This window comes from Ureibacillus massiliensis 4400831 = CIP 108448 = CCUG 49529, assembly GCF_000772965.1.
In the GTDB taxonomy this organism is placed as follows: Bacteria; Bacillota; Bacilli; order Bacillales_A; family Planococcaceae; genus Ureibacillus; species Ureibacillus massiliensis.
Genome location: NZ_JPVQ01000001.1, coordinates 33009 through 57748, shown reverse-complemented (window position 1 = coordinate 57748; position 24740 = coordinate 33009). Strand labels below are relative to the sequence as shown.

Sequence of the window (24740 nt, the reverse complement as noted above, 5' to 3'; positions counted from 1 at the left end):
AATTTGCTTTTACAAACATCTTTTTATCATTTCATTGGTTGTACTATAAATAGCCTCTTCAATTGCTTTACCAAGCTTATTTTCAAGTTCCCCAGTAGCTACCTTCATCCCTCTTTGCGTCACACCAAAGACTAGAGGTTCGGTTAAGGAAGACGCAACATTCTTAACCTTTGAATCTACATTTTGCATCGCTCTGTCTCTCCCTGATAATGCAAACATAAGTCCTTGAACAATGGCTCCATCTGTAAAATGACTATCAATAAATAGCTTCGTAATTATTTTCCCAATAGACTTATTCCCTTCAAGCCGCTCATTGCTTGTAACATCTTGAACCTCAAAAGCTGTAAAGATCACCATTTGTATATTTTCAATCTCTTTCTTCACAATGATTGTATTTTGAGGATGGTCGACAGTCGTTACAGCTGATTGTTTATTTGAATGAATCAAATCTATCAAATTTCTTTCATTTTCATTTTTCAATATATAAAAATCTTTTATCCACTGAATGCCGTCCACATATGTTGAATTTGATATTGTTCTTAATGGTTGGTCAAATTGGATATGCATTTGTTCAGCTGTTTGATTGATTTTATATAAGTTATGAAAACTAGTATTATCCTTTGAAATTGCATATTTAGGCGTCATTAATAATTGTGGCTTCGGAATGGTTGGGTGAGATTGAGTATTTACTTGTACTTCATATACTTCCCTTAACTGTTCTTCATTTCTTAATACATCCACATCGCCAGTATCTAAAAGTCTCCCGTCATTTAGTAAACCAAAACGATCAGCATATAAGGATGCTACGTTTAAATCATGAAGAATTGCAAAGATTGTTAATCCCATCGTTTGTTGACGTTCCTTTAATAGATCTAAAATTTGAAATGTATGTTTAATATCTAAGTGATTCGTTGGCTCATCTAATAATAAAAGTTCCGGCTCTTGTGCCAACGCTTTAGCCAACAACACCCTCTGCTTTTCACCGCCACTAATTGTACGAAACTGTTTCTTTCGAAAGGCACCTATTTTCGTAATATCCATTACCTCTTCAATAACGTTCCAATCTGCCTTTGATAGCTTCTTCAGGAAACCTTTCTGATGAGGATAGCGCCCAAGACTTACGATTTCTTCTACTGTGTAATCAAAGGAGACTTGTATTTCTTGTGTTAATACAGCAACCTTCTTTGCCTTCTCGAGTTTTGAATAAGAGGAGATTGTTTTATCAGATAAAAGAATCCTCCCACTAGTAATTGGTAATTGCCCTGTAATCAGCTTAAACAATGTTGTTTTCCCGCTGCCATTCGGACCTAGTAGTGCAAAAAACTCTCCTTTTTCCACTTCAATATCAATACCTTTAATAACAGAGGAATTAGCATATCCACCAACTAGCTTCTGAATGCTGATCATATCGTTTTCCCCCTAGATATTCTTTCTCGGATTAATAATCCAGCAAATACAGGTGCTCCAATTAAGGCCGTTATCACTCCAATAGGTAGCTCTTGAGGGGCTATAATTGATCTAGCTAATAAATCCGCCAATATTAAAAACGCTCCGCCTATAAGGAAGGAAAGTGGTAAAACATGGCGATGATTCGGACCTACCACAAGACGTACTACATGGGGAATAACCAATCCTACAAAACCGATAGATCCCGAAACAGCTACTGCTGCACCTGTTAATAAAGAGGCACCGATTAATACGAAGGTTTTCCCTTTTTTAACATTTACCCCAATATGATCGGCTGCTTCTTCCCCTAGCGCTAGAGCATTTAATTCACGATAGTGATAGATTAATATGATTGTACCTACGAGCATAAACGGCACTATTAATTGAACGTAATTCCAGCCTCTCATTCCCACACTGCCATAAAGCCAATATATAATTTGAGTCATAGCATCTCGATCACCTAATGAAATAAGGAGTGAAACAAGGGCTCCAATAAAGGCACCTACAATAATTCCTGCTAGGATAATCGTTTCAATCGCTAAACTTCTACTACTTAATCGAACTAACCCAAAAACGACCAGCAGTGTGATTAACCCACTTATAATCGCAACTATCGGTAGTGTAAAACTCCCTAATCCAATTATCGTAATCTGAAAGAATAGTACAATTACCGCACCAAGGGAAGCACCTGAAGACACACCAATCGTATACGGATCAGCTAAAGGGTTTCGTAAAAGCCCTTGAAAGGCAGCACCCGCTAACGAAAGAGATGCCCCTACACAAAGTGCTAAAACTACTCTTGGAAATCGAATATTCCATATAATCATTTCTTCGTTTATCGGTATTTCACTTAACCATCCAATATGAAATATTTTTTCAGATAGGATATGTAAAATAGTTGGTACCGGTATCGTTACGCTACTAACAAATAAACCTAGAAGGATTGAACTAATTAAAAGTAGGATGCTACCAATATATAGCCACCCTATTTTATTGACTAAAAACCTCTGGATAGATAAATTCCGCAAGGGTTTCAACTCCTTCTATTAAACGAGGACCAGGTCTTGTAACGGTATCGCTATCGACGTCGAACACAAGCTCATTTTTAACCGCCGGAACTTCAGCCCATCCTTCTCGAGATAATACTTGTTCTTTAGGATTATCAATATAATAGCCATAGGTTGTAATGATTACATCTGGATTTAATTGAACTATTTCTTCTTCATTTAGCTTTACCCAACCTTCATGGTCTTGTGCTACATTTATTGCATGAATGGACTCTAGCATTTCATGCATGAATGTATTCGTACCTGTTGTGAAAATGTCTGGCGCAGGTGCAACCTCCACCCATACCTTTTTTTGATCTGTGATAGCCTTTGCCTTATCTTTAATTGCTTGATGACGCTCTTTCATATCCGTAATAATTTCTTCGGCTACTTCTTGAGTTCCAGTAGCTTTAGCAATCATTTCGATATTGCCATAAACATCTTTAAAGGATGTGGCGCTACCAACCACAATAACATCAATTCCTGCTTCCTCAAATTGCTTCAAAAGATCGGGATGTGTATTGTAATGATAATCTGTTACAAAGGCCATATCAGGAAGAAGAGAAAAAACTACTTCTGCTTTAATGTCTTGTCCTCCTACCTTTGTAATATCTAATGCTTCTTCTGGATAATTACAATAATCTGATACACCAATGATTTTCTCTCCTAGACCAAGGGCAAATGCGATTTCTGTATTACTTGCTTGAATCGATACGATTGATTCAGGTTCCTTTTCAATAACTACTTCGCGATTGGCATCATCTATGATCGTTACTGGGAATATTGAATTGTCATCTTTATTTTCAATATCATTACTTAAAGAATTTGATTCTTCTCCATTAATCGGTTGTTCTTGTGCACCACAGCCTGTTGCTATGCTTAAAATCAGCAGAAGAACAAAACTTAATAATCCCCATTTTCTTACATATTGTTTTATCATTTAATCGCCTCCTAATTTTCCACACAAAAAAACGCTTTCCTCGAGGGAAAGCGTTCGTATAAAGGCTTAATGATTGCTAATCTCTTTTGAGAAGCACAGTCAAATGCAATCATCAAGATTAAAGTAACGATTAATCTATGATTACCTGCTCTTCAAACGTTCCTTTCCTCGAGGAAGTTTAAAACACAAATAGGCAGGTCTCCTGACTTACGAATCATTGGTCGGTTATTCCTTCCCATGTTTAAAAACATAGTGGATTTTTGTTAACCTTCCTACTCGCTTACAGTGGCGGGACCGTGTTGGACTTGCACCAACTTCCCTCTTCGTCTTAAATGAACTGGCTATAAAAGTTCATTTAAGAAACCTATTTGTCTAATATTCATTTTTATGTTCTATAGGTAATTATAGTTGAATGTACTTATTTTGTGAATATTTTCTATTTAATTGTAGTTTTAAATCAATCTACAACCTGCGATAAATACAATGAACAAACGACTTACAAACTGGCATTATTTGTGACAAACTCCTCAAATGCTTCACATCGTAATGGTCTGCTGTAGAAATAACCTTGTCCAAATTTCAATCCGTCTTTACTTAATGCTTCAACATGTTCAAGGGTTTCAATACCTTCTGCAATAACATTTAATCCAATTGTTTCTGCTAAATGAATAACAGCTGAGACAATCGCTTTACTTTGATGATTTAAATGGACATCTTTTATGAAGGATTGATCCACTTTCAATGTATCAATAGGTAAATGTTTAATATAGCTTAATGAACTATATCCCGTTCCAAAATCATCCACAGAAATATGAATACCTAAGTTTCGAATTCCCTCTAATATTGGAACTGTATGCTTAAGATCTGCAAAAACACTCTCTGTTAATTCAATTTCTAACCAATGTGGGTCTAATCCTATTTCATGTAGTATTCTTTTAATCTTTTCGATAAAATATGGGTCTTCAAACTGACGAACAGACACATTAACCGATACACGTAATTGTGGATAGCCCTTTTCTTGCCATTCTTTCGTCTGTCTGCAGCTTTCTCTTAATATCCATTCACCTAATGGGATAATAAGACCTGTCGATTCAGCTAAAGATATAAATTTAACTGGTGGTATAGTTCCCAAGTCTGGATGATTCCATCTTACTAACGCTTCCATACCTATTATCTCATTCGTAGAAATATTCAATTTGGGCTGATATTCCAAATAAAATTCCTGTTTCTTAATAGCCTTTCTTAGTGCATTTTCAAGTAGCCTTCTTTCTAATGTTTTATTTTCTATGGATTTGTTAAAAATGATGAAATTATTTTTCCCCTGTCCTTTCACACTATATAGGGCATCATCTGCATTTTTCATTAACTCTTCAGATGATCTGCCATGTTCAGGGTAATTTGCTATACCAATACTACAAGTAATTATAAATTCTTGACCATCTACGAATAGAGGTGATTGAAATTTCTTTAATATACTTTGTACGACATTTATTGTATCTTGATCGTCTCGGATACTTTTTAGCATGACCATAAACTCGTCTCCACCTAGTCTTGCAGCTACATCAGATGGGCAAATAGAGGATTGGATCATGATTGCTGCTTCCTTCAACACTAAGTCTCCCATGTCATGGCCCCACTGGTCATTAATCGATTTAAAATTGTCTAAATCAATAAAAAGAATGGCCATTTTTTCTTTTGTTTTTCTTCGATTTAGAATTTCATCTCGTAGTTTTATCATAAAAGAACGACGGTTTGGAAAATTTGTTAATGGATCATGGTAGGCTAAATGATAAATTTTTTGTTCAATCTCTTTACGACCTCGAATATCTCGCATTACCACTAAAATTAAATCTTCATTTGAGTAACTTGTATTGCTAATAGCACGGATTGAAGCTTCCACGTCAATATATTCTCCTTCGGGATGAAGAATCTGAAATTCCATCAACAATGGTTCTTTCCTTTTCCTACAATAAGTTTGTACATCTTCCTTTACTGTCTTGAGATCCTCAGGGTGAACGATATTAAAGAAGTTCTCATTCATTAAAGTCGGCACATCGTAATCGAGTATGCTATTAAAGCTGGGTGAAATATATTGAAATGAACCGTCCGTTTCGAGAAGGGTTACAAGATTAATGGTGTTTTCCGCTATTAAACGATAGTTTTCATGACTTCTTTTCAGGTCTTCTTCAATTTCTTTTTCTTTCGTAATCTCTTTACTGATGGAATAATATTGATATTCATCATTTTCATCATTGATAAAGGGTACGATGGTTGTATGAATCCAATAATGTGAACCATCTTTCTTTCTGCTTAATATCTCCCCCTTCCAAACTTGTCCTCTTTTTACGGTTTCGAGCATCGCTACAATAAACCGATTTTTATAGCTTTGTGAATATAAAATTTCGTGACGTTGCCCAATTAGCTCACCTCTTTTATATTGAGAAACTTCACATAGTAAATCATTTACATATGTAATGCAGCCTTTCCTGTCTGTAATCGCCATAATAACGGATTGATTAATAACATACTCCATTTTACGGAGTACTTTTAACTCTTCCTTTATTTCTTCTGGTAACTTTGAATAATTTTCTAGATTATAGAAGAAACGATTGTTATTTAACATGAATGTATACTCCTTTAATTAGGTAAGTACTTTGTATATTAGTTTTAGTATTCAACTTTCAATATTTTTTATTATGGTCTCTATTTTCACTTGAAAATCACTATGTTCTAAACTTTGTATATTGTCACATATTATTGTACGGATTGTTGACTTTATTTTTAATCACACAATTGAGTGGATGTAACGACTTGAGAACCTTCATCTTTCTATCAGAACCCGAAAAAAATCGTACTCATCTCACCGTTTACAAATGAGATAGTACGATTTTTCATTTCGATATAATTTAACTAATTAATCCAGATAATGCGATCACAAACTCATATAAGAAGTACCCAGCAAAGCAGATTAAGATAATACCAGCAACTACCGATACCCATTTAATCATACTACGACTCATTACTTTTCTAGTGATGGACACAATGGATAATAAACCAATATCATGTAGGAGTATCCCTGATAAAATCCCAGCACCAACAATTAAAAAGCTTGTCGTTTCTGTTTCATCATAAGTATTCGATAAAACAGCGCCAAACACTGAAATCCAAAAGACAACATTTCCTGGAGAAACTGCTACTAACAATCCATTAAGATATGTCCGAATAAATGATTGATTGACCTGTTCTCCAGACAAAACAATATCTTTATCGGAATTTTTAATAGAATCATATCCAAGAAAAATAAGAAATAATGCACCGATTAACCATAACGGTATTTGAATCATAGGTATCGCAAGAACAGAGGCAAATCCCATATATAACAAAAGGATAAGTACTGTGTCCACAGTCATTCCGCCAAGCCCTACAGCCCAGCCGTGCATAAAGCCTTTCTTCAAGCCTTGCTTTGTCATTTCAATCGTTATGGCTCCAACTGGCATTGCAATTGTTAGACCCACGATCAGATACGTAAAGAATAAAGTCACAAACTACACTTCTCTCACAATTTGGTTCCTTCTTACGTCCGTTTTATTTTATCCACTATAACATAATAGTTCTAATCTTCTCTATAATATATTTCAAATTATAAAAGCAACTTTTGTAAGTGCTGAAGGAAAATTAATGGATTATTAAAAATTAAAATCAATCATTTTCTATTATTTTCATTACCATTTCGATTGTTTGATTTTTTTTTCGAACTAGTATCATTTAACCTTTCTCGAATTTCCTTTGTTTGCAAGCCTTCGCTTATACCATTTGAAATTTCTAATAGCGTTTCTAAATCTTTTATTGAATAAGTTCGGGTTCCCTTTGAGCTTTTCTTTGGGAATATTAGTTGCTTTTCTTCATAGTACCTTATTTGCCTTTCCGAAAGGCCAGTTACATTACTAACATTTCCTATCGTAATTATCTTCAACTCGAGCAAATCATCCATACAAGAACCCCCTTTATTCTATTAACAATTATTTAATAAATTTAACATATTATTTAATAATTCAAAATAAATTTATAATTTAGATTTATTTATATTTAATATCATTAAATATAAATAATAAAAATCCATTAAATGATATTGAAAATAATAAAAATACAATTTATTCAAAATCTTATGTAAGAAAATCTAACATAAAATTTGATTTATATTTAGAATCTTTTTATAATTCGAATTAATAGAATATTAATTCTATTAATTATTTAAGGAGGAGATACATATTGAAAAAGGCTAAATGGTTATCTTTATTTTTGTTAACAGCAACAACATTAGTTGGATGTTCAAATGGTAATGAAAATTCTTCATCAAATGCAGCCGACTCAAATGAAAGTGTAACACTTACAGTATCATCATTTGGAGGTACATATGATGAAGTATTAACAAAATACGTAGTAGAACCTTTTGAAAACGATCATCCTAATGTCAATGTTGAACTAGCACCTTATACTGGTGTAACAAAAATTGCACAAGGTGGAGCTGGTAATATTGATGTGATTCAATTAGATGATTTTGATTTAATCGATGCTGCGAACCAGGGATATTTAAAAACAATTAATTCTGAAAATATACCTAGTTTGGACAGTTTATATGATCAAGCAAAGTTATATGGAAAAGATGAAAATTTATATGGCATAGTGAATGTATTTGGCGCATGGGGACTTGCTTACAATCCGGAAGTTGTTGATCAACCAACATCTTGGTTAGATTTATCTAACCAAAACTATTCTGGAAAAGTTTCATTAATGAGTCAATGGATCCCTGATATTTTGATGATTAAGGAAGCCGTTAATAGTTCTGAGTCAGATATGAGTAAAGTTTGGAGTTACTATGAAGAACTTACACCATCTATTTCACAATACTATTCTTCATTTTCTTCACCAGAGTCTTTATTCAGTTCAAATGAGATTGTACTAGCCTCTTGGTTTGATGGACGAGCATACGCTTTAAAAGATGCTGGTCAATCGGTTGAATTTACAATTCCAAAAGAAGGCGGAATATTAATTAGAAGCGGCTTAGGTGTACTTGAAAGTAGTAAAAATGCTGAATTAGCAATGGAATTTATTGAATACACATTAAAAACGGAAGCACAAATCGGATTTGCAGAAGAATTATATTATGGACCAACAAACGAACAAGTTGAACTTCCTTCTGATACTTTAGTGGTTTACGGAAAAGAGGATATTAGTCAGCTGATTGCTCCAGATTGGAATGAGATTTTAGGTTATCGAGAGGAATGGTTATTGAAATGGACAGAAGTAACTACTCAATAGACTCTTATTATCTAGAGTTAAAATCCGTGAGTAAATTATTTGGAGGCGAGCTAGCATTGAATAATGTTGGCTTGTCATTAAATAAAGGCGAGTTTTTAAGTCTTCTCGGTCCTAGTGGCTCTGGAAAAACTACTTTATTAAGAATGCTTGCCGGATTACTAGATGTTTCTTCAGGAAACATTTTAGTTAACAACAATGAACTTACAAATATACCAGCAAACAAAAGAAATTTCGGAATGGTTTTCCAAAACTACGCACTCTTTCCCCACCTCACAGTATTTGAAAACGTGGCATATGGATTAAAGGCACGTAAAGTTGATAAAAAAATAATTAAAGAAAAAGTAGAAACATATTTAGATTTAGTTGGATTAGGAAAATTGGCAAATCGAAAGCCAAAAGAACTTTCAGGCGGTCAACAGCAACGAGTTAGTTTGGCTAGAGCCATGATTATTGAACCAGATATTTTACTTTTTGACGAACCTCTCTCTAATTTAGATGCAAGGTTAAAAGATCAAATGCTTAGAGAAATCCATCGACTACACAAAGAATTAGGTTTCACAGCCGTTTATGTTACGCATGATCAAAATGAAGCTCTTTATTTATCAGATCAAATCGCTGTTTTAAACAAAGGCATTCTTGAACAATTTGGAAGTCCAAGGGAAATTATTGAGAAACCAAAAACCTCTTTTGTAGCAGACTTTTTCGGCTATACTAATAAGCTCAATGGACATATAAATAATGAAGGTATACTTAATGTCGGAACATTAAACGTAATCCCAAAAGATACTGCAGCTTCATTTGGAGATGGGATTATCAATATCAAGCCGCAAGATATTCTTATTTCTAACCCAACCGAAACTAATAAACACAGAATTACTGACTACCGTTACCTAGGAAGTAATACTGAAATCACAATAGAAATTAATGGTTCAAATGGACAAACTTTAATATCAATGCTTCCCTACCTAGTCTCCGAAGAAATATTTACTAACGGCTATGTCGGAATCAATATTGAACCAAATCGAGCACATTTTTTTAAGGATAAGGGTGATGTAAAAATATGAAAGGTGTCATAAATTTTTATCGAATCGTCGGCTTAGTTGCACTGATATTTATGGCCATCTTCTTTTTATACCCTTTATGTTTAATATTTTTCCAAAGCTTATATAAAGGTCAAAATTTTACTTTAGATAACTATACAGCTCTATTCGAAAACAAAATGTATTTATTAACTCTTTGGAGAACGCTATATACAGCAATAATAAGCACAATTATCACATTAATTATTGGCTATACCCTAGCTTACTTTATTGTAAAAGTAAAACAGCCCTTCCAAGGATATTTACTAATAATAACAATTTTACCAATGTTCATAAGTCTGATAATTAGACTTTATGGTTGGATAATTTTATTAAACAGTGATGGTTTTATTTCAAACATTTATGAAAAGGTCTTTAACCAAGAAACGATTTTATTCTCATCTGTTTCAGTAATAATAGGGATTGTCCACTATATACTGCCGTTTGTTGTACTCAATATGTACACAACACTAAAAAAAGTGGAGCCATCTTTAATTGATGCTTCCATAACGTTAGGTGAAACGCCATTTAATACCTTTTGGAAAATCATATTCCCCCTATCATTACCTGGGGTATTTGCATCAGCTTCAGTATCATTCACATTAGCTGCTAGCACTTTTTTAGTTCCAATTTTGTTAGGCGGTCCTTCTAATGGTATGTTAGCAAATCTCGTTTATACACTTGTTGTTAACCTAGGCAATATTGGAATGGGTGCCTCAGTATCAATATTATTACTGATTATCGTTTTATTTGTTCTAATTATATTAGGTGCTTTAGAAAGGAAGTATGATAATGCCTAAAGCAATAAGAATTCTATTAGTCAGTATTATATATTTGTTTATATTAGGACCAATTTTAATCATTACACCCATTTCATTTACAGAAAATATGTTTCAATTAGATTTTTCGTCATTAACTCTTAAGAACTATCAATCTTTATTTTCTGATAGTAATTTACTAAATTCATTATGGCTGACTTTCATCATAGCGATTATCGCTACTTTTGCAGCCTCAATAATTGGAATATTCGGATCCTTAGGAATTGTTAAAGGGCAAATTAAATATTCAAAGGTTTTAGAAAATTTATTTTTGGGACCACTTATTATACCTTATGTAACTACTGGAATAGGACTGATGGTTTTTTTCGTAAAGCTTGAATTACTAGGAACAGTAACGGGAATTATTTTAGCCCATATCATCATTATTTCTCCATATATTATAAGAATCTGTATTGCATCTTTAAAACAGATGAATCCATTTATAGAAGAAGCTGCGATTGTTCATGGAGCGAGTACTTTTTATATGTTTCGAACAGTCGTTTTGCCCCAATTATTGCCTGCAACTTTAATTGGTGGATTGTTAGCATTTCTAGTATCAATCGATGAATACACAGTAACGGTATTTTTAGCTGATGCAGATACGATTACATTGCCTATTAAAATATTCCAATATATTAACTTAGACATTAATCCAATTGTGACAGCACTTTCGACAGCAATTGTTATCGTTTCAATTATTATTATTTTAATTTCAGAAAAGTTCTTCAAAATACATCAGTACATCGAATAATGGAGGTTTTTTTATGAGTAAAATTGCATTAATCGGATTCCCTTGGGATGGAGGAGCTTCGCTAGGAAGACCCGGCTCACGCTATGCTCCTAAAGCAATTAGAGAAGATTCCAGATGGTTATTTAACCGCATAGAAAACAATCAAATATACAATGTAAATAAGAAAAAACTTATTGATCTATCTAATTCAGAACTTATTGATTTAGGAGACATTGATATTGTTGCTTATAGCTATGAAGAAACATTTAAAAATGCAGAAAGTAAAGTGAAACAAGCTATTGATGATGGATATATGCCCTTTGTTTTAGGCGGAGATCATTCTATATCTTATTCACCGATTAAAGCACTTCATGATTCATGTGAAGGTGAAATAGCAATCATTCAATTTGATGCTCATTTAGATTTAGTAGACGATTCTAAAATTCAAGGGAAGTTTTCTCAAAGTAGTCAAATGCGACGTGCATTAGAACTGGATAGAGTTAAAGCTGAAAATATTATTCAAATAGGCGTCCGGAGCTTTAATTACCCTTGGTATTCAAAATATTTATCTGAAAACCCAATTGTTCAATTTACAGCAAATGAAGTACATACTATGCCAATTACAGATATTATTAATCAAGTTATTGAAGTATGTAAACGCGTAGACAAAGTATATTGTACATTTGATATCGATGTACTTGATCCAGCATTTGCCCCTGGATCTGGTGCAAATGAATCAGGTGGTTTAACTCCTCATCAATGCTTTACAATGTTAGACGCTCTTTATCCATATATCGATGCTTTTGATATTGCTGAAGTAAATCCTTTATACGACCCTCAAGGTATTACAGCTAGTATTGCAACAAGGATTATATTTGATTGTCTAACAGAAAAAGCAAAGTAATTTAAGGTAGGGGATAACATGTCTAATGTCGAAGCGAAATCTTCATTATTTGAATTGCTACAACGTCTTGTAGCAGTTCCCAGTATTACAAATACAACTTCTGAAAATGATATGGGCAATAAAATTATTAATATATTAAATGAGCATTCTTACTTTCAAGATAATCCGAACAATATCTATAAGATTAATATTGAAAATGACAATTTAAATCGATTTTCTGTAGCAGCTTATTATGCATCACCTAATAAGACTTCTAAAACAATCATTCTTTTAAGCCATTATGATGTTGTTGGAATTGATGACTTTGGAATTGCCAAAGATTTAGCATTTGATATCGAAAATTATACAAAGTCTTTAAAAAGTGCTGATTTTCAATCTGAGATTCAATTAGATATTAATAGTCAAGAATACCTTTTTGGTCGTGGCGTTATGGATATGAAAGCTGGTCTGGCACTCCAATTAAACGCATTATTTGAATCGATTAAAGATAATTTACAATGCAATCTATTACTTTTATCAACACCTGATGAAGAAACAAGTTCAAAGGGTGTATTATCTAGTATTTCTTGGCTAAATGAATTTAAAAAAACTTTTCAATTAGAATACGAGGTTTGTATTTGTTCGGAACCTAATTTCTCTAGTTTTCCAGGCGAAAGAGAAAAACATATTTATTCTGGATCGATAGGAAAAATACTACCTCTAATTACTTGTGTTGGAAAGGAAACACATGTAGGAGAATCTCTTGAAGGACTCAATCCGAATTGGATGTTATCCGAAGTCATTACTAGATTAGAGTGTTCAACAGATTTAATGGAGGAAATAGATGGTGAGAAAACTCCTCCCCCTACTTGTTTAAAAATTGGAGACTCTAAATTGTTTTATGATGTTCAAACTCCTAAGATGGCATACGCACTATATAACGTCTTGCTATTTCAGAAAGATCCAGAAGAAATACTCGAAAGTTTTAAAAAAATAATAAATGAATCTTCAAATAACATTCATAATAAATGGAAGCGTTATTTCCAAGTGTTTAACTCTGGACAAAATATAAGTGGAGAGCTCATTCAAAAGCCAAAAGTTTATTCTTATTCAGATTTAGTAAAACAAGGTCAAGAAAAGTATGGCGAAGATTTCCTTACAGATCTAACGGTATTTATGAAGAGTGCTGAAAAAGAGAACAGTTTACAAGAATTATCGATATTATATATCCAGAAACTATGTTCCTATTTTAATCATTTAGCTCCATTTTATTTAATTACACTCGCACCTCCATTCTACCCTGCCGTTAACCTACGCAATGGAGGAGACTCGTTTAATCATGCTTATAATAAGTTATTGAACATTATTGAAGAATTTAAGCATGTAAGTAATGAAACAATTAAACTAAAAGAATATTTTACAGGACTTTCAGATGTGAGTTATTTTTCAATGAGAAATGCAGAAGAATATGATAGAATATTTGGAAAAAACATGCCTCTATGGAAAAAAAATTATGATTTGCCTTTATTCGAAATCGAAAGTCTAAATGTGCCTACTGTTAACATCGGTCCTTACGGTAAAGATGCTCACAAAAGCACCGAAAGACTACATCGAAGTTATTTCGAAAATGACGCACCTAAACTTCTTAGACTTGCATTGGAGGTATATAGCAAGGAGGAAGAAGATGGAATTTCCTAAGGCGCTAGTAGGGAATCTGATACGAGAAGCTAGAAAGGATTCAAGTTTAACCGTCGAAGAACTCGCCAACAAAATTGGTGTAAGTCAAAGTATGGTATCTCAAATAGAACGGGGACAAGCCTCCCCTTCACTAGAAACACTTTGGAAAATCAGTACTATTTTAGAAGTTCCTATATTTAGATTTTTACGAGAATCTTTTGATGAGAAAATAAAAGTTTTAAGAAGTGAGGAAAATGAGGAGATTAAAATTCTTCATCCAAACGTTCGGTACAAAATGTTGATTCCAAACCCTCTTAAGAAAATAGATGTTATGGAGTTATTGGTTGAACCTAATAGTGAATTTATCCCCCCCGAGCTTTCTCATAACGGAGATGAGTTTGGATATGTTATATCCGGGACATTAACATTATTTATTCATGGCCAAGAATATATATTAAATGAAGGGGATAGTATTAATTTTGATAGTACTTTACCACATTGTTTTTATAATAAGAGCAATCAGTGGATAAAATGCCTATGGATAATGTTCCCTAAAGCTTAAGTATTGAAAGTGAGTTATCAAGAAGAATTGGTAACTCACTTTTTTCTATCCATTAGCCCTCTCCCCTCTTTTAAAATTCGAGAAAAAACATAATGTCTATTATTATTAATTTCCCTCCCCTATTTTATGGCACATTTAAGTAAGAATAAGAAGGGTAACGTGATGGAATTCAAACGGTTTCTCACAAATTTTAAATAATTTCAATTACTATCATTAAAACCTATATACAAAACATTCGAGTTGAGAGTTTTTTATATTCTATCCTCCTTAATATTGGATAAAACTTCGGACCTATGACTGATAAACTAATTGCTTTATATATGTTATGTTTATAAGGTTGCTACTTTGGAGTATCTAATCATAACGGATTGAGCATACGATAAAGTTGTAACGCAATGAATTTCTTCATTATGTAGAAGTTCACCATCAGGAATATCCTGCAAATATTAATGATAGGTGGAGAAAATATGGAATATCGTGTTTTATTGTATTATTTTTACAATCACATTGAAGATCCTGCAGAATTTGCTGCAGAGCACTTAGACTTTTGTAAATCAATCAACTTAAAAGGTCGTATCCTTGTTGCACAAGAAGGCATCAATGGAACGGTTTCTGGTACGATTGAAGATACAAATACTTATATGGAATACATGAAAAACCATCCTTTATTTAAAGGGATTGTCTTCAAAGTGGATGAAGCTGAAGGTCATGCATTTAAGAAAATGCACTGTCGCCCACGTCCAGAGCTTGTTAACTTAAGCTTACCAGAAGATATTAATCCGCATGAAATTACTGGCCGTTACCTTTCCCCACAAGAATTCTTTGAGGAAATGCAACGTGAAGATACAGTTGTATTAGACGTTCGTAACACTTATGAATATGATGTTGGTCACTTCCGTGGAGCGATTCGTCCGGATGTAGAAACATTCCGTGATACTCCACAATGGATTATTGACAATAAAAAGTTGTTCGAAGGTAAACGTGTTTTAACATATTGCACAGGCGGTATACGTTGTGAGAAATTCTCAGGCTGGTTAATGCGTGAAGGAATTGGTGAAGAGGTTGGTCAATTACACGGTGGAATTGCTACTTATAGTAAAGACCCAGTTGCAAAAGGTCAGCTTTGGGATGGTCAAATGTATGTGTTTGACGAACGTTTAACTGTTCCGATTAACCAAGTGGAGCATGTAGTAGTTGGTCGTGACCATTATGACGGCACACCATGTGAACGTTACGTTAATTGTGCAAGCCCTGAATGCAATAAGCAAATTCTTGCATCAGAGGAGAACGAAGCAAAACACCTTGGTGGTTGTACAATTGCATGTACAAAAGACCCACGCAATCGCTATGTAGCAAAACATAACTTATCAGAAGAATATGTTGCAGAAGTCGTTGCAAAATTAGAACAAGAACTAGTGAAATAGTTAAAGAATGGGAATTTCCCATTCTTTTTTATGTTCATATACTTTAAATAAAAAAAGGTTATGCTCAAATCAATGGATTTAAGGCATAACCTTTAATATTTTTAAGCAGTAACTGCTTTTAATAATTGTGCAGATTTCTTAACTTTTTCTAATCCTTCAGCAATAATTTCTTCTGCTCTTTGAGGTTCTGCATTATGTCCCTCGATTACTACTTCGTCAAGTAATTCCATTCCGTAAACACCACATGCTACATTTTTAATGTATGTATGTGCCATTTCAAGTGGAGCAGTTTCAGGTGTTGAATAGTAACCACCGCGCGCTGATAAAATAATCGTCTTTTTATCAGTTAACAGACTTACTAATTGTCCTTCTTCATTGTATTTGAAGGAGAATCCTGAAGCATATGTGTAATCAATAAAAGTTTGAAGTGCAGCTGGGATTGTTAAGTTCCATAATGGGAATGCCCATACTACTACATCTGCTGCTTTAATTGCATCCATAGATTTTTGTCTAGCTGCAATTGTTGCCGCTTCTGCTTCATTTAATTCTTCATTGTGTTGCAATTTACCGAATGCATTGAAAAGTGTTTGTCCAAAATACGGCATATTCTCTTCAAACACATCAAAAGTTGTTACTTGAACACCTTCGATTTGATTAGCCTCAGCAACAAATGTTTCATACATTTTTGTTGAAACACCGTCTGGGCGATTATTTGCTTTAATTACTAATACATTTTTTGTCATTTTTCTAACTCCTTTATTACACTTTCTCATGCTCTTTATTATTTCTTTTACAGAAATAAAAAAGCAACAAATCATAAGTATAAAGGTAATTATATGGTAATACTAATTTTCTGCTCATAATGGATTATTATATTCTGCTCAGGATGGCTATACTTATTCTTCTGTTCGACAATTAACTTAATCAAGATGATAACTTCATACAGTATTTCATCTGTAGTTCCTTTTCATTTACCCTTTCTTTTGGCAGTGCTATGATTCCCATTAGAAGGACTAATGAGGAGGTAATATTTTGGTAAAAGAAATATTATTAAATGACCGTGTGATTCCAATTGAGAGCTATGAAGAGAGTCATGAGAACGGATTGTACAAAATTGATATACACTTTAAAGTAACGAGTGAAGATTATCATGATATTGCTGTCTTGCTCTATGAAGGAAGCTTTAATGTGAAAGTGGAAGAACGTAATATAGCTTTCAGAGGAACGATACAAAATTACTCCACTTCAATTACAAATTTATACGAAAAAGGTCAAGTAGCAGATTATAAATTAAGTTTAGTGGAAGTAAAACATTAGGCGGTGTCTGTGATGAAATTAAGCATTTTAGATCAATCCCCTATTTCTTCAAATCAAACTGCTAAAGAAGCATTAGATGAATCGATGAATTTAGCTCGCATTGGAGATGAACTAGGTTATACAAGGTTTTGGATTAGCGAGCATCACGATTTACCAGGTCTTGCCTGTTCTGCTCCTGAGGTGATGATTAGTTATATTGGGGCTCACACAAAACATATTCGTTTAGGGTGTGGCGCTGTTTTATTGCCACATTATAAGCCATATAAAGTGGCAGAAGTTTATAATATGCTAGCAACGCTATTCCCAAATCGTATTGACATTGGAATAGGTCGCTCCCCTGGTGGCTCTGCGGAAGCAACAAATGCTTTATCGGACAATTTTTTGCAGCAGGTTTATAAGATGCCAGAGTTAGTTGAAGAGCTACTTCATTTCTTTCATCAAGATTTCCCTAAAGATCATCCCTTTTCAAAGGTGACTGCCTCGCCGATGCCACAAGTAACACCAACTCCGTGGATGCTTGGAACCAGTCAAAAAAGCGCCGAGCTTGCGGCTCGATTTGGTTTAGCCTATGCATTTGGGCAATTTATGAGCGAACTCGAAGGAACGGAAATTATTCAATCCTATCGAAACACTTTTCAACCAAAGCAAAAGGAAGGTTCTCCAGAGGTGTTAGTTACTATACCGGCAATCTGTGCTGAGACGACGGAAAGAGCAGAAGAAATAGCATATAGCACTTTAATTTGGCAATTGTTGAGTGCAAAAGGCGAAGGAAAAACAGTCCCCTCTTATGAGGAAGCACAAGCCGTTAACTTAAATGAAAAAGACAGAAGAATGTTAGAAGAAATGAAAGACAAAATGCTTATCGGCAGTCCAAAAGAAATCGGACAAGCTCTTCTTAATTTACAGGCGAAATATCAAGTAGATGAATTTATGATTTTGACTATTACTCATTCACCAATAGATCGAATTGAATCATATAAATTGATCGCACAAGAATTACTTAACGATAATAAAAAACTCTCCTAATCCATCTAGATTAAGAGAGTTTTTGTTTTATTATTTATTTTCTCCATCCACAATATTTAAGCACCATGTGAAATTATCCCATGCAGAGAACCAGCCGCTAAATAACTCTGACGAATCATCCCAACGTACTTCAAATTTTTTCTGACCATCTACATCAACTAAATATAATGCAAGTGTATCATCTGCTCTTGATACAGCAAGCTTCATTCCATTTTGTAATTCTTCTTCAGTGAATGGCACGTCTGCTATTGAGCGAACTTGAGCCTGTTCAAATACTTGTCTGTTAATAATTTTATAATTCATATAGACCTCCAATAAAACTTTCTGCCATGTTTCGTTCCTACTTTATCGACAATTTTTCGGACTTTAAAAGTATATCCTATATTCACTAAGAAATTAAATGAATCGATAAAATCGTTAGTTTTTGTTCACTTTTCATATCATTAAATATGGAAAATTAGTTTTATATTGTTTGATTCGATTAATTCTTCCATATTACTAATAGCATATTGTCTAACTGATTTTTACAACCTTCCAGTAGGTAATCGGTTCTTTCTAGCTTTTCTACTACGTCAATCTCTTGGCAGGTATTTTGACTGATACCACCTTGTCCATAACTGTCTCTACGTGAATCAGTCGTTATTTTTATATTTTCTCCGTCATAGTCAACTTCTTGCAATATCGGATCGCCTTCAGTTGTATAATTGACAATCCTAATCTTATCCTTCTCGCCATTTTCAACATTATTGAAAAAAGTCTCAAACCTTTCTATATTCTCAATATCATCATGCATACTAATAACATCTTCAGAAGAAGGTACAAAATCGAAAATAGCTTCATTGTCAGATGTTATTTCATTTTCTACGGTGTTTTCTGCATTTTGACAGCCTGCCAATATAAAAAAGGTGATAACCATGACTAGACAATAGATTTTTTTCATAAGGTGAATCTCCTTTTTCAAATTAGACGTTTCGTTCTAATTGGTGTTACATTGGATTTCTAGAAGAAGCACTTATTCACCTTTTAGTTTCATTAATTTTTGAATAGTAATAGTTTCTGCTGCTAGCTTTTTTATTCGGTGATTCAAATTAATATCATGTATTTCATTCTCTTCGTCAAAATAATCGTTACGGACAAATAAATTGCTAACTGGGACTACAGCCTTTAAAAACGTAAGAATGGATCGTAAATGATATTCTAGGACAAGAAAGTGTTTATCTGTCTCACCATGGGCAATCATTCCGACTGTTTTATCCATTAATCCATCCACAGGCAAATGATCTAATAGGTTTTTTAAAGCGCCGGTAATGGATGCTTGGTATATAGGTGTTCCAATAAGGAGACAATCCGCTGATAGTATTTTATTTACCACTTTGACCGTATCATCATTATAAAAGCTTAATGGTGTTCCTTTTACAAACTCTACATCATAACCCTTTAAATCAATTAGTTCAATTTCAACCGTAGAATCAACAGCTTTTGCAGCCTGCAATACTTTGTTCACTAATGTAAACGTTTTGTATCCGGCTAATGATCCTGAGATACCAACAATTTTCATGGCGATTCCCCCCTATTTAAATATCCAATCACTTCAATCCTAACTTATTTTAAGTCTTTCCATATTGTTTAAGGACTTAAATATAGAAATTAAAATTTAAAAAGGGCATCTCAAAAATAGAGATACCCCTTACTTCTCTTATTTTATTTTTCACGAATGGACAGGCTGTATTTTCCGTTGATTAGAATTAGAATGATACCCATTACAAGAATCGAGAACAGCTGAGAGTTTCCTGTAGAAACTGAATAGATAGTTGAAAGCACGATGCCAAAAACTAGCGCTACGCCCATCAGTTGAAAAGTTTTGTAAAGACCAATAAGAATGACGTGCTTCTCACCATCATCTGACATGTCTAATAATTTTTCTGCATATTTTGGATCATTTGCTTTTGGTAGCGGACGTTCTGGATATACCATCTGCAGTAAACTATTCATGAACACTAAAAGGATATAACTAAAACCTAAACCAACAAGAGATACTATAGCTAAAGCTAATTTTTGTGTGGTCACCATCGTGGTACACAGTGCTAAAACAGATAGTGTTAGACTTGTTTGTACAAAGAGTGTATAGTCGGTAAATTTCTTATAAATAATCACATCAGCTGCATCCTCTTCATCACCTATAAATTCAGTTTGATGCAGTTTCTTTATTTGTCTAGCTAGTACATAGCTAGTTCCCAACAATACAAAGACAATTACTAAAATCCCAATGACAATCCCATCAGAATATTTTAAGAAGTCAAATGAAAATCCAACACTCAGTAAGTAACCTACTGCAAAACCAATGACTGCACTAATTATTAAAGTTATTAACCAACGTTTCATCTATAATTCCTCCTCCTCAAACATAAACACTTTCTCTACCGGCTCATTGAATATTCGTGAAATACGAACGGCAATTAATAACGATGGAATAAACTCTTCACGTTCGATTAAACTAATTGTTTGTCTTGAAACTTTTGCAAGCTTCGCCAATTGGGTTTGATTTAATCCATCCCGCGCTCGAAGTTCTTTCAGACGACTTTTCATACTTCATCACCTCTTAAACACATTGTAAACGATATATTTCATTTTGACAACTATATTTGTCATTTTGAAATATTTAATTGTCAAAACGACTAATATTCCCCTCAAAAAAAACTTGCCAAAACAGGGGTTTCCCTATTTTGACAAGTTCGATTGATTCGCATTATTTTTTGCATAAGTTTTTAGTTCTTCAATAATAAGTTCTTTCTCAAAATCATCTACGATTAAGTTGATGCCATATTCAGCTTTACTCCCTAATTCCTTTGTCCATACAATTTCACCATTTAATGTAATTTCAGCTTCGTTTATTTTAAATTGAACGGATAAGACTATTTTGGAACCTTCGTCAGGAATAATTAAATTCGAACTAATACATAACCCTTCAGGACTTATATCAATGATTTCCGCTAACCCAGGCGATGACTCTACCTTCTTATCATTGATTTCTGTAATAGTAAATTTAGCTAATAGTGGGCTACCAAATGTATAACGGAATGCTTCGTCTCTTTTAAAAATCAATAAAAACGCCCCTTTCGATGGAGTGTAAATAAGTAAGAAGATTTTTAATAGGTTCACTAATTACCTTCTGAGCAGTAATTATGCCCGTTTACTCACTCACTTGCTATAGCTAATCATTCTCATTTTTCATAAAAAAATTCCTATTTTGATTAGGATAGTTTTCCTATATACTCTTTTGTGAAACCCGTTATAATGGATGTTCAAAAAAATCGTATACCCTAATAGATATACGATTCAAAATTACTATTTATTTATGTAGGGGTACGGTAATCAGCTTACGTATTTCATAGCCCTCCAAAAGCTTTATTGTTTTTATTTAGCTCGAATTATTATCTATTTATTATATTTCCATCTGCATCAAAATACTGATAATCATCATATCTGTATTCACCGTTTGTCGTTTCAGGTAATGGTTTCCAAACAACAGAAGCGACAAAAGGGGTAAGCGTTTGTTCTACCACTCCTCCATTTACTGTAATCTGTACTTTCGCAATATCGTTGAAACTATTTGCAACAAACATAAATTGATGAGGCTGGGAGCTTGTTAAATTTGGAAGAAAAATACCGAGAGGTCCATCTTGATTTACTTCGATATGCTGCCATCTGTAATCGCCAGATTCATTTTTTATAAATTGAATATAGCCAGGGCTATTATCTGATAGGAACCCAACTATTCGATCATTTTCAAAATCTATACTATCAATAATTTCAATCTCTTTATCTTCGTACCCTTCTATTGAATTGATAATTTGGATGATAGATTCTTCATCATTTCCATACAATTGTCTAGGCCTGTTGAAATAATAAATAGCAATAATCAAGACAAGAATGATGGAGACTGAAATGTAGATCATTTTATTATGGTTTCTCAATAGTGCCCTCCTTTTGCTAGATAGCTTAATTTCAATACAATTCATTGGATACATTAGCGATTCTTTATCGTCTATCTTACCATTATCAATGATTTAATTTCGAATGGAACGATTTTTTTGACACTGTTTTAAATGACTCATTTCCACCAATCACTTCATGTTAACTGGCTTGAATCAATTACTAAATAATAACGACATTCCTGATTAGATGGGTTAATAAATCGGTGAGTGACGTCCGCTTCAAAATAAATGGAATCCCCCGCTTCTAAATCATAGCTTTCAGGCTCATGACCTAATTCGATTTTAATCCTTCCATCGGAAACATATATATACTCTTTTACACCACTTTTATGCGCTGGAAAAACCCCCGTTTCTTGCATAGGTGGTATTACATTTAAAATAAACTCAATTCCTTTTGTAGGAAAGGATGGGGATAATAAATGACGTTCGATCCCTGTCGTTTCATCTTTATAAACTAGCTGCTTACCAGATCGAATTACTACAACTTCTCTTTTCTGATTTTCACCTAAAAGGTACGATATGGTAACTCCTAGACCCTCTGCAATTTGTGATGCAACTTGAATTGTAGGATTTTTTTCTCCTCTTTCAATCATTGATAGCATCGATTTACTAACACTTGATCGCACGGCCAATTCTTCTAATGTAAGCCCCTGCCTCTTTCTTTCTTTTTTTATATTTTCACCAAATTCCATCGCTTGTGCACCTCAAATTCTACTTAAGTAAAAAATTCCCTTGACTTAAATATTCATTACTCTTATAGTGGAAAATAATCCATTATAGTAAATTTTTAAATAGTTTATCAATTAGTCTCAAATTATACAAGGGGAATGAGGAGAAATTGATGTACTTTTTCATAGCATTACTGCCTCTCTTAGCAGTTATTATATTTTTATTTTTTCTGAAGCAAACCACCTTACGAGCAGGGGTTTTTTCCTTTTTATTTACAATGATAATTACTTGGCTCGTTCCCAATTTTCACTTAACAGCTGATCAAATTATGCTTTCTTCTTTAAAAGGTGTGCTTATTTCATTCATTGCAGCCTATATCCTGTTTTTTGGCATTTTTTTATTCCATTTGATGAACAATATCGGAGCAATCCAATCGATTGCAACGTCTATTTCACATGCCACGAATGATCGAATTCTTCAAGTCCTTACATTAGTAGTCGGTTTGTCTCCACTACTAGAGTCAACAAGTGGATTTGGTATTGCGTTTATGATGGTTACTCCGATTTTTATGGCTTTAGGGTTTGATCCTATGAAGTCAGTTTTATTAGGACTTATCAGCTTACTAGCTGTTCCTTGGGGGGCGCTTGCAACAGGTACTGTAATTGGCGCAGAGCTAATTAGTGTTCCACTACAAGCATTCGGAATAGGCTCAGCCCTATTAAGCATACCTGTTTTTATATACATTATCGTTGTTGCCGTTTTTATTGCTGGAGGAAAAATAGCAATAAAAACAAAATGGAAAGAAATACTTCTATTTTCTTTCTCCTTCTCCATTTGTATCACTTTTTTTAATGCCTTTGTGAGCGTGGAATTAGCCGGTGTATTGAGTTCATTTATTACTACAGGATTGGGCTTTGTATTAATGAAAGGCACTTTAAAGAAACCTACTGATAAGAGCAATATTGGCAATGCTTTACCTTTAATAAAAGCCATTAGCCCTTATATCATCCTAACTGCCTTCATTTTCATTACTAGATTATGGACGCCCATAAAGGATTTTTTCATGTCCTTTGGTGTTATTCGTTTTCCATCTCTTTCTTTTACAATGGCCCTCTTCTATTCTCCAGGATTTTGGCTATTGATTACGAGTATTATCACTATCGTTCTCTTTAAGATTTCAAAACAAATCGTAATTGAATCGATGAAGAAAACGGTTGTTCAATGGGTACCCTTTATGATTTCTACAACGGCATTTATTGGAATCTCTGAAATGATGAGCGAGGCGGGAATGACAGCCATTCTAGCTAATGTGACAGGCGCTGCTTTTGGCACAGCCTTTTTCTTTATCTCACCTTTTATAGGTGGAATTGGAGGTTTCTTGACGAGTAGTAGCACTGGTTCAAATGCGATGTTTATAAAATTGCAAACGGAAACGGCAATTCGCGTCGGCATTCCTCCAGAAATTATTTCTTACGGACAAAATGTCGGTGCCTCCCACGCCACAATGGCAAGTCCGGCTCGTGTTGCTCTTGGTGTTTCAATATGCGGGATCCCTTCGAAAGAGCACATACTTTTAAGAAAAATTTTATTAATTGTTGCTGGCGCCCTTTTAATTGTTGCCTTTATGATGCTTGGTTGGATCATTATTAGCTGATTGCATTGATTTCCAAAGTAAGCGGAAAATACTTCTGTAACTTCAATTCGGTTGTTTAGTCCTATGATTATCCTTACATAATGAGATTTTCTATTGCTATTGTTGGCTATACTATGACAATGAATGCTTTCAATTGAGGTGGAAAGATCATGGTC

At 33.8% G+C, this 24740-nt stretch carries 26 protein-coding genes and 1 riboswitch; of the genes, 11 read left to right on the top strand and 15 right to left on the bottom strand.

The genetic code is table 11. From position 1 onward, the window contains the following. Positions 1 to 9: 9 nt before the first annotated feature. The 6 genes from CD30_RS00295 to CD30_RS00270 all read right to left on the bottom strand — a co-directional run bounded on the left by CD30_RS00295 (position 10) and on the right by CD30_RS00270 (position 7423). Complete coding sequence (locus tag CD30_RS00295; RefSeq protein ID WP_036170794.1) at positions 10 to 1407, bottom strand: ABC transporter ATP-binding protein; 1398 nt, start codon at positions 1405 to 1407, stop codon at positions 10 to 12. Next, a complete protein-coding gene (locus tag CD30_RS00290; RefSeq protein ID WP_036170790.1) occupies positions 1404 to 2474 on the bottom strand; it encodes a FecCD family ABC transporter permease in 1071 nt (356 codons plus the stop codon). Before CD30_RS00290 ends, CD30_RS00295 begins: the two co-directional genes overlap by 4 nt. Further along, positions 2437 to 3432 (bottom strand): ABC transporter substrate-binding protein, encoded by a 996-nt coding sequence (locus CD30_RS00285; protein WP_036170787.1) that lies wholly within the window; start codon positions 3430 to 3432, stop codon positions 2437 to 2439. Before CD30_RS00285 ends, CD30_RS00290 begins: the two co-directional genes overlap by 38 nt. A 175-nt stretch (positions 3433 to 3607) precedes the next feature. Beyond that, positions 3608 to 3815: riboswitch (cobalamin riboswitch) on the bottom strand. A 113-nt stretch (positions 3816 to 3928) separates the two neighbouring features. Beyond that, positions 3929 to 6055 (bottom strand): sensor domain-containing protein, encoded by a 2127-nt coding sequence (locus CD30_RS00280; RefSeq protein WP_036170784.1) that lies wholly within the window; start codon positions 6053 to 6055, stop codon positions 3929 to 3931. Between the two features lie 283 nt (positions 6056 to 6338). Further along, a complete protein-coding gene (locus CD30_RS00275) occupies positions 6339 to 6974 on the bottom strand; it encodes a LysE family transporter (protein ID WP_036170781.1) in 636 nt (211 codons plus the stop codon). Between the two features lie 161 nt (positions 6975 to 7135). Then, a complete protein-coding gene (locus CD30_RS00270; RefSeq protein WP_052125989.1) occupies positions 7136 to 7423 on the bottom strand; it encodes a MerR family transcriptional regulator in 288 nt (95 codons plus the stop codon). Between the two features lie 278 nt (positions 7424 to 7701). Between CD30_RS00270 and CD30_RS00265 the strand changes: the two genes are divergently transcribed. From CD30_RS00265 to trhO, 8 genes are all read left to right on the top strand, one after another. Then, positions 7702 to 8751 (top strand): extracellular solute-binding protein, encoded by a 1050-nt coding sequence (locus CD30_RS00265; protein ID WP_036170778.1) that lies wholly within the window; start codon positions 7702 to 7704, stop codon positions 8749 to 8751. A gap of 56 nt (positions 8752 to 8807) precedes the next feature. Next, positions 8808 to 9815 (top strand): ABC transporter ATP-binding protein, encoded by a 1008-nt coding sequence (locus CD30_RS00260; RefSeq protein ID WP_052125988.1) that lies wholly within the window; start codon positions 8808 to 8810, stop codon positions 9813 to 9815. Further along, positions 9812 to 10630, top strand: coding sequence for an ABC transporter permease (locus CD30_RS00255; protein ID WP_036170775.1), 819 nt, complete (start codon positions 9812 to 9814; stop codon positions 10628 to 10630). The genes CD30_RS00260 and CD30_RS00255 overlap by 4 nt, the downstream gene beginning before the upstream one ends. Continuing rightward, positions 10623 to 11399 carry an ABC transporter permease gene (locus CD30_RS00250; protein WP_036170772.1) on the top strand — a complete coding sequence of 259 codons (777 nt, stop codon included), beginning with the start codon at positions 10623 to 10625 and terminating at the stop codon, positions 11397 to 11399. The genes CD30_RS00255 and CD30_RS00250 overlap by 8 nt, the downstream gene beginning before the upstream one ends. Before the next feature lie 13 nt (positions 11400 to 11412). Further along, positions 11413 to 12282 carry an arginase family protein gene (locus CD30_RS00245; protein WP_036170770.1) on the top strand — a complete coding sequence of 290 codons (870 nt, stop codon included), beginning with the start codon at positions 11413 to 11415 and terminating at the stop codon, positions 12280 to 12282. 18 nt (positions 12283 to 12300) lie between these two features. Beyond that, on the top strand, positions 12301 to 13959 hold the full coding sequence (locus CD30_RS00240; RefSeq protein WP_036170769.1) for a M20/M25/M40 family metallo-hydrolase: 1659 nt from the start codon (positions 12301 to 12303) through the stop codon (positions 13957 to 13959). After that, positions 13946 to 14500 (top strand): helix-turn-helix domain-containing protein, encoded by a 555-nt coding sequence (locus CD30_RS00235; protein ID WP_052125987.1) that lies wholly within the window; start codon positions 13946 to 13948, stop codon positions 14498 to 14500. Before CD30_RS00240 ends, CD30_RS00235 begins: the two co-directional genes overlap by 14 nt. Before the next feature lie 467 nt (positions 14501 to 14967). Further along, positions 14968 to 15924 (top strand): oxygen-dependent tRNA uridine(34) hydroxylase TrhO, encoded by a 957-nt coding sequence (gene trhO / locus CD30_RS00230; protein WP_036170767.1) that lies wholly within the window; start codon positions 14968 to 14970, stop codon positions 15922 to 15924. A 101-nt stretch (positions 15925 to 16025) separates the two neighbouring features. Here trhO and CD30_RS00225 read toward each other — a convergent pair whose 3' ends face one another. Further along, on the bottom strand, positions 16026 to 16667 hold the full coding sequence (locus CD30_RS00225; protein WP_036170765.1) for an FMN-dependent NADH-azoreductase: 642 nt from the start codon (positions 16665 to 16667) through the stop codon (positions 16026 to 16028). 289 nt (positions 16668 to 16956) lie between these two features. Between CD30_RS00225 and CD30_RS00220 the strand changes: the two genes are divergently transcribed. Both CD30_RS00220 and CD30_RS00215 read left to right on the top strand, forming a co-directional pair. Then, positions 16957 to 17241 (top strand): DUF3219 family protein, encoded by a 285-nt coding sequence (locus CD30_RS00220; protein WP_036170763.1) that lies wholly within the window; start codon positions 16957 to 16959, stop codon positions 17239 to 17241. A gap of 12 nt (positions 17242 to 17253) precedes the next feature. Then, positions 17254 to 18267, top strand: a complete 1014-nt coding sequence (locus tag CD30_RS00215) for an LLM class flavin-dependent oxidoreductase (protein WP_036170760.1) — start codon at positions 17254 to 17256, stop codon at positions 18265 to 18267. Between the two features lie 30 nt (positions 18268 to 18297). Here the strand turns inward: CD30_RS00215 and CD30_RS00210 are convergent, their stop codons facing one another. The 8 genes from CD30_RS00210 to CD30_RS00175 form a co-directional block, all read right to left on the bottom strand. Beyond that, positions 18298 to 18570 (bottom strand): hypothetical protein, encoded by a 273-nt coding sequence (locus CD30_RS00210; protein ID WP_036170757.1) that lies wholly within the window; start codon positions 18568 to 18570, stop codon positions 18298 to 18300. A 178-nt stretch (positions 18571 to 18748) separates the two neighbouring features. Continuing rightward, entirely contained in the window at positions 18749 to 19207 is a 459-nt protein-coding gene (locus CD30_RS19350; protein ID WP_052125986.1) for a DUF4362 domain-containing protein, read from the bottom strand. A gap of 72 nt (positions 19208 to 19279) precedes the next feature. Continuing rightward, positions 19280 to 19825, bottom strand: a complete 546-nt coding sequence (locus CD30_RS00200) for an NADPH-dependent FMN reductase (protein WP_036170754.1) — start codon at positions 19823 to 19825, stop codon at positions 19280 to 19282. Positions 19826 to 19968: 143 nt separating this feature from the next. Next, on the bottom strand, positions 19969 to 20649 hold the full coding sequence (locus tag CD30_RS00195) for a DUF3169 family protein (RefSeq protein WP_052125985.1): 681 nt from the start codon (positions 20647 to 20649) through the stop codon (positions 19969 to 19971). Continuing rightward, positions 20650 to 20853, bottom strand: a complete 204-nt coding sequence (locus tag CD30_RS00190; protein ID WP_036170751.1) for a helix-turn-helix transcriptional regulator — start codon at positions 20851 to 20853, stop codon at positions 20650 to 20652. A gap of 132 nt (positions 20854 to 20985) precedes the next feature. Next, entirely contained in the window at positions 20986 to 21369 is a 384-nt protein-coding gene (locus CD30_RS00185; protein WP_036171371.1) for a PilZ domain-containing protein, read from the bottom strand. A gap of 329 nt (positions 21370 to 21698) precedes the next feature. Then, positions 21699 to 22241 carry a hypothetical protein gene (locus CD30_RS00180; RefSeq protein ID WP_036170747.1) on the bottom strand — a complete coding sequence of 181 codons (543 nt, stop codon included), beginning with the start codon at positions 22239 to 22241 and terminating at the stop codon, positions 21699 to 21701. Between the two features lie 155 nt (positions 22242 to 22396). Then, positions 22397 to 22954, bottom strand: coding sequence for a helix-turn-helix domain-containing protein (locus CD30_RS00175; RefSeq protein ID WP_036170744.1), 558 nt, complete (start codon positions 22952 to 22954; stop codon positions 22397 to 22399). A 149-nt stretch (positions 22955 to 23103) separates the two neighbouring features. Between CD30_RS00175 and CD30_RS00170 the strand changes: the two genes are divergently transcribed. Further along, positions 23104 to 24585, top strand: a complete 1482-nt coding sequence (locus CD30_RS00170) for an L-lactate permease (protein WP_036170741.1) — start codon at positions 23104 to 23106, stop codon at positions 24583 to 24585. The last annotated feature ends 155 nt before the right edge of the window (positions 24586 to 24740 follow it).

Excerpts from the sequence above, each read along its gene's own strand:
- CD30_RS00240 (WP_036170769.1), top strand. The coding sequence starts at position 12,301 with ATGTCTAATGTCGAAGCGAAATCTTCATTATTTGAATTGCTACAACGT.
- CD30_RS00210 (WP_036170757.1), bottom strand. The coding sequence starts at position 18,570 with ATGAATTATAAAATTATTAACAGACAAGTATTTGAACAGGCTCAAGTT.
- CD30_RS00285 (WP_036170787.1), bottom strand. The coding sequence starts at position 3,432 with ATGATAAAACAATATGTAAGAAAATGGGGATTATTAAGTTTTGTTCTT.
- CD30_RS00245 (WP_036170770.1), top strand. The coding sequence starts at position 11,413 with ATGAGTAAAATTGCATTAATCGGATTCCCTTGGGATGGAGGAGCTTCG.
- CD30_RS00280 (WP_036170784.1), bottom strand. The coding sequence starts at position 6,055 with ATGTTAAATAACAATCGTTTCTTCTATAATCTAGAAAATTATTCAAAG.
- CD30_RS00195 (WP_052125985.1), bottom strand. The coding sequence starts at position 20,649 with ATGAAACGTTGGTTAATAACTTTAATAATTAGTGCAGTCATTGGTTTT.
- CD30_RS00250 (WP_036170772.1), top strand. The coding sequence starts at position 10,623 with ATGCCTAAAGCAATAAGAATTCTATTAGTCAGTATTATATATTTGTTT.
- CD30_RS00295 (WP_036170794.1), bottom strand. The coding sequence starts at position 1,407 with ATGATCAGCATTCAGAAGCTAGTTGGTGGATATGCTAATTCCTCTGTT.
- CD30_RS00215 (WP_036170760.1), top strand. The coding sequence starts at position 17,254 with ATGAAATTAAGCATTTTAGATCAATCCCCTATTTCTTCAAATCAAACT.
- CD30_RS00170 (WP_036170741.1), top strand. The coding sequence starts at position 23,104 with ATGTACTTTTTCATAGCATTACTGCCTCTCTTAGCAGTTATTATATTT.
- CD30_RS00175 (WP_036170744.1), bottom strand. The coding sequence starts at position 22,954 with ATGGAATTTGGTGAAAATATAAAAAAAGAAAGAAAGAGGCAGGGGCTT.
- CD30_RS00200 (WP_036170754.1), bottom strand. The coding sequence starts at position 19,825 with ATGAAAATTGTTGGTATCTCAGGATCATTAGCCGGATACAAAACGTTT.
- CD30_RS00255 (WP_036170775.1), top strand. The coding sequence starts at position 9,812 with ATGAAAGGTGTCATAAATTTTTATCGAATCGTCGGCTTAGTTGCACTG.
- CD30_RS19350 (WP_052125986.1), bottom strand. The coding sequence starts at position 19,207 with ATGAAAAAAATCTATTGTCTAGTCATGGTTATCACCTTTTTTATATTG.
- trhO (WP_036170767.1), top strand. The coding sequence starts at position 14,968 with ATGGAATATCGTGTTTTATTGTATTATTTTTACAATCACATTGAAGAT.
- CD30_RS00190 (WP_036170751.1), bottom strand. The coding sequence starts at position 20,853 with ATGAAAAGTCGTCTGAAAGAACTTCGAGCGCGGGATGGATTAAATCAA.
- CD30_RS00270 (WP_052125989.1), bottom strand. The coding sequence starts at position 7,423 with ATGGATGATTTGCTCGAGTTGAAGATAATTACGATAGGAAATGTTAGT.
- CD30_RS00225 (WP_036170765.1), bottom strand. The coding sequence starts at position 16,667 with ATGACAAAAAATGTATTAGTAATTAAAGCAAATAATCGCCCAGACGGT.
- CD30_RS00235 (WP_052125987.1), top strand. The coding sequence starts at position 13,946 with ATGGAATTTCCTAAGGCGCTAGTAGGGAATCTGATACGAGAAGCTAGA.